We start from the raw sequence: 3860 nt of genomic DNA, 5'->3' as shown, positions 1-3860 counted from the left end.
ACTGCTCTTTCTTTTCCCTATTTCTTCTTCCTACATTCCTTTTGCGCTTTGCTTTCCTTAACTCTTCAACTTGCAACAGGTTGCTTTTTTTCTTACCTATTTCCCCTTACTTACATTCCTTTTGCGCCTTGCTTTCCTTAACTCTCCAACTTGCAACAGGTTGTTCTTCCTCTTACCTATTTCTCCTTACTTACATTCCTTTTGCGCTTTACTTTCCTTAACTCTTTAACTTGCAACAGGTTGTTCTTCCTCTTACCTATTTTCCTCTACTGACATTCTTTTTGCGCTTTGCTTTCCTTAACTCTTTAACTTGCAACAGGTTGTTCTTCCTCTTACCTATTTCTCCTTACTTACATTCCTTTTGCGCTTTACTTTCCTTAACTCTTTAACTTGCAACAGGTTATTCTTCCTCTTACCTATTTCTCCTTACTTACATTCCTTTTGCGCTTTACTTTCCTTAACTTTTTAACTTGCAACATACTGCTCTTTCTTTTCCCTATTTCTTCTTCCTACATTTCTTTTGCGCCTTGCTTTCCTTAACTCCTCAACTTGCAACAGGTTGCTTTTTTTCTTACCTATTTCTCCTTACTTACATTCTTTTTGCGCTTTGTTTGCCTTATATTTCTCAACTTGCAACACGTTTGCTCTTTCTCTTACCTATTTCTAATCAACTTGCAACACGTTTGCGGTATCCTTTCCCTATCTCTTTCAACTTGCAACAGTATAATTTATTTCTCAACTAAGTAATTCTAAAAAAAATCATGTCATTTTAAAGTTTTTAAGCTATTTATCTCATATTTTTAATAAGTTACATACATAATATGCAACATGTTTGCGGTATCCTTTCCCTAACTTTCCTATCATTTTCACTCTAATCCTTTATATACCAAGGGTTTAGGTGCTTTTCTATTTACTTTTATACATATTACCCAACTTGCAACACGTTTGCGGTATGCATGCCCTTATTTCCCTCACAAGATGCAACACTGTTTGCGGTATCCTTTCCCTACTTTCATTCTATAAATGCCGACCAATCCTTTTATATCAAGGGTATTTATTACAATTCATTTTTAATGATTGCGTTCACTAACTTGCAACATGTTTGCGGTATCCTTTCCCTAACTTCCCTACCATTTTCACTCTAATCCTTTATATACCAAGGGTTTAGGTGCTTTTTCGCTTACTTTTATACATACCACACAACTTGCAACACGTTTGCGGTATCCTTAACACAAAAAAAAATCATGAAATTCTCTTATCCCTTGATACAACTAGCTTCATAAGCTGTTGCAAGTTGCTAATTTTCTTCTTAAAGGAGCACCTTTCATCATTTTTCGATTTGCTATAATCAAAATTGGTATATTTTATAGTATTTTGACATATATTTCTGAATTTGTAGAACGGAGGTGAAAAAGATGGGAAAATCATTTGTGATACGTAATCAACGTAGCTTAAATGGGAAAACAACAAACGCAGTTTTAGTAACACTAAAGTCTTGGCAAAAGTTTGTGGAAACATTTGAGGAGAAATACTACAGCTATAAAGATACATATTTAGAAGATATTTTGCAGCACATGACATACGAAGAGCGTATTGCGGATGTAGAAGGTTTTGTTGAAAAAGCCAAACCATCTTTTTCACGTCGGGCAATGTCTACACTTGCAGAAAAAGCAGGACGAAAACATAAATTATACGGTATTACGAATGCTGATCTTGAAGTGTTCTTGTACTTACATAAAAAATGCTATACAAACGGCGTCATTCCAAATGTAACCATACATATGATGTGGGAAGATTACAAGCAATATAAAGAAGAATTTGCTTATATCCAACACTCTCAATTCTATATCGCATTAAAGAAATTAAACTTACATAACATTATCTCCATCGAAAATGGAGTAGATGGCCGTTATACAATCAAACTCACTCATTTTATGAATGAGGAAACAGAAAAAGCAAATCCGTACGTATATATTAGTCCTGTTGTATTTACAAAGGATTTCTTTAAGCTATCTGTAGCAGCTAAGAAACTATTCTTAGACATCGCAATGCAACAACATACGGAAACAACATTAAAGCGTTCTTTAGACAAGCAGGACGAAAGAGGAAACAAAACTCACTTCGGTGGGATGTATCGTTTCTTACATAAAAAATATCCGCATCAGATCCGTGCGGTTATCGAGGAATTAACAACTGCATTACCATGTACGGGGAATCCCCTATTCAAAATTTGCAAAATGCAAAAAGGTGTAAAGCATACAAAACGATATACGACATTATATCTGTCTATCCATTCAGACTTCTTATGTTCGAAAGAAGCTGGAGAAGAACAACATAGGGATCCATTTACACCAAAAGCTACCTATGCTCGAAAAGCGAAATTTATCGAAGCAGTCCTACAAGAGATGAATATCGGTGAATTGTCTGCAGACATGAATAAATTCATTCATGTACTAAAGCATACTTGTCATCGTCAAATTCGCAGTGTAATTCACGGACTACGTGACATGGTTGATCGAAAAGAAGGATATCCAACGAAAATTGTATATACATTGAAGAAACTATTACATCAGACATCTCAATATCAAATTCTCGATACAGCAGCAAAAGAAGGTATCTACCCTCTTATTGCGCAGCATATACCAAAAGAGAGAAATAGCGAACGTGAGCAAGCTATCTTTAATTTCGGCCTACATTATTCTATGTACTCTCTTCGTAACATTAAAAAGATGTTTAAAAATGTGCATGCATTATTGAAGCAGAAGTTTGCGGTACCAGTAACAGAAGAGTCTTATCACCGTAATTATCTAAAATACCAGGAAGAAACGTTATTTAGAAAATATGCATATGATCAGGGAGTGAATCTCCATGCATATATCGCTTTAGAAATTGAAATGCGTGAAAAACTAAAAGTTCGTGGCCATAAAGAACGCACAATTCCAAGTGATGTGCGCGAATGGTTTATCGAGGCAATTGATAAGCTGCCACAAGAAAAACTTCGTGTGATTGAGCTACCAAAGCAGTTTAATTTACTAGAGTTTATGCGTACCTTCGAACGTTTAGTACGTGCTGGTGTAACAATAACAGCTCCAGATCAGGTGCTACACGCAATGGAAATAAAATAATAGTAACGAGCTCTCTATTTTTGAAAAAATCGAAATTAGAGGGCTATTCGTAGTTGTTTCATTCATACTCTTTTTCTACTACTCTATTTATAAATACAAAATCAGAAGGACTTCATGTAAAATGAAGTCTTTTTTTATGCACTTCTATACAAATTCTCTTCTAGCACTATATAACTCTCCACATAGTGCCAGGGAGTATTCTTCTAATGTAATAAAACATACCTCATAATACCTACAAAAAATCAAAAATAAAATTATAAAAACAGTGGATATGAGGACAAATATACTCGAATGTGAATAGTATTTTTCTGACATCATTGTAACTACTAGTATTGTTGTATATATCTAATAAAAATCATCAATAATAATGTGAGTTATGTGTAAATACTGAGTAATGTTAACAAATAACTACATTTTCTGAACAAAATGTGGATAATTGAACGTTAAATACTGCTTATTTACCAAAATAAAGTAAATGAAGCTTATTTCCATAGTTGAATAAATATAAAGTAATTTGTATCAATTTCTTTCCGATTTCATGTGGAAACATATGATTTTCTTTCTGCTTTTTTGTAGAATTGAAAGTCTTATAATTATTGAATCTACGGATACATTTTTTACTATTTATGATTTTTTACGTGCTAACATCAAATTTTCCCTTGTGGGAGTAGAGTTTCCCCCTATTTTTGATAACCTATAATAGTTTTATCTTTATTTCTTTTTAATATATAAGAT

The 3860-nt window shown here is 33.6% G+C and carries 1 protein-coding gene; it reads left to right on the top strand.

The window, feature by feature from the left end; translation table 11 throughout:
* Positions 1-1415 precede the first annotated feature (1415 nt).
* Positions 1416-3125 carry a hypothetical protein gene (locus GBN78_RS21555; protein WP_070184248.1) on the top strand — a complete coding sequence of 570 codons (1710 nt, stop codon included), beginning with the start codon at positions 1416-1418 and terminating at the stop codon, positions 3123-3125.
* Positions 3126-3860: the final 735 nt, after the last annotated feature.

The organism is Bacillus sp. B2-WWTP-C-10-Post-4, assembly GCF_009183805.1.
GTDB classification, from domain to species: Bacteria; Bacillota; Bacilli; order Bacillales; family Bacillaceae_G; genus Bacillus_A; species Bacillus_A cereus.
This window is presented reverse-complemented; position numbering and strand designations above follow the sequence as displayed.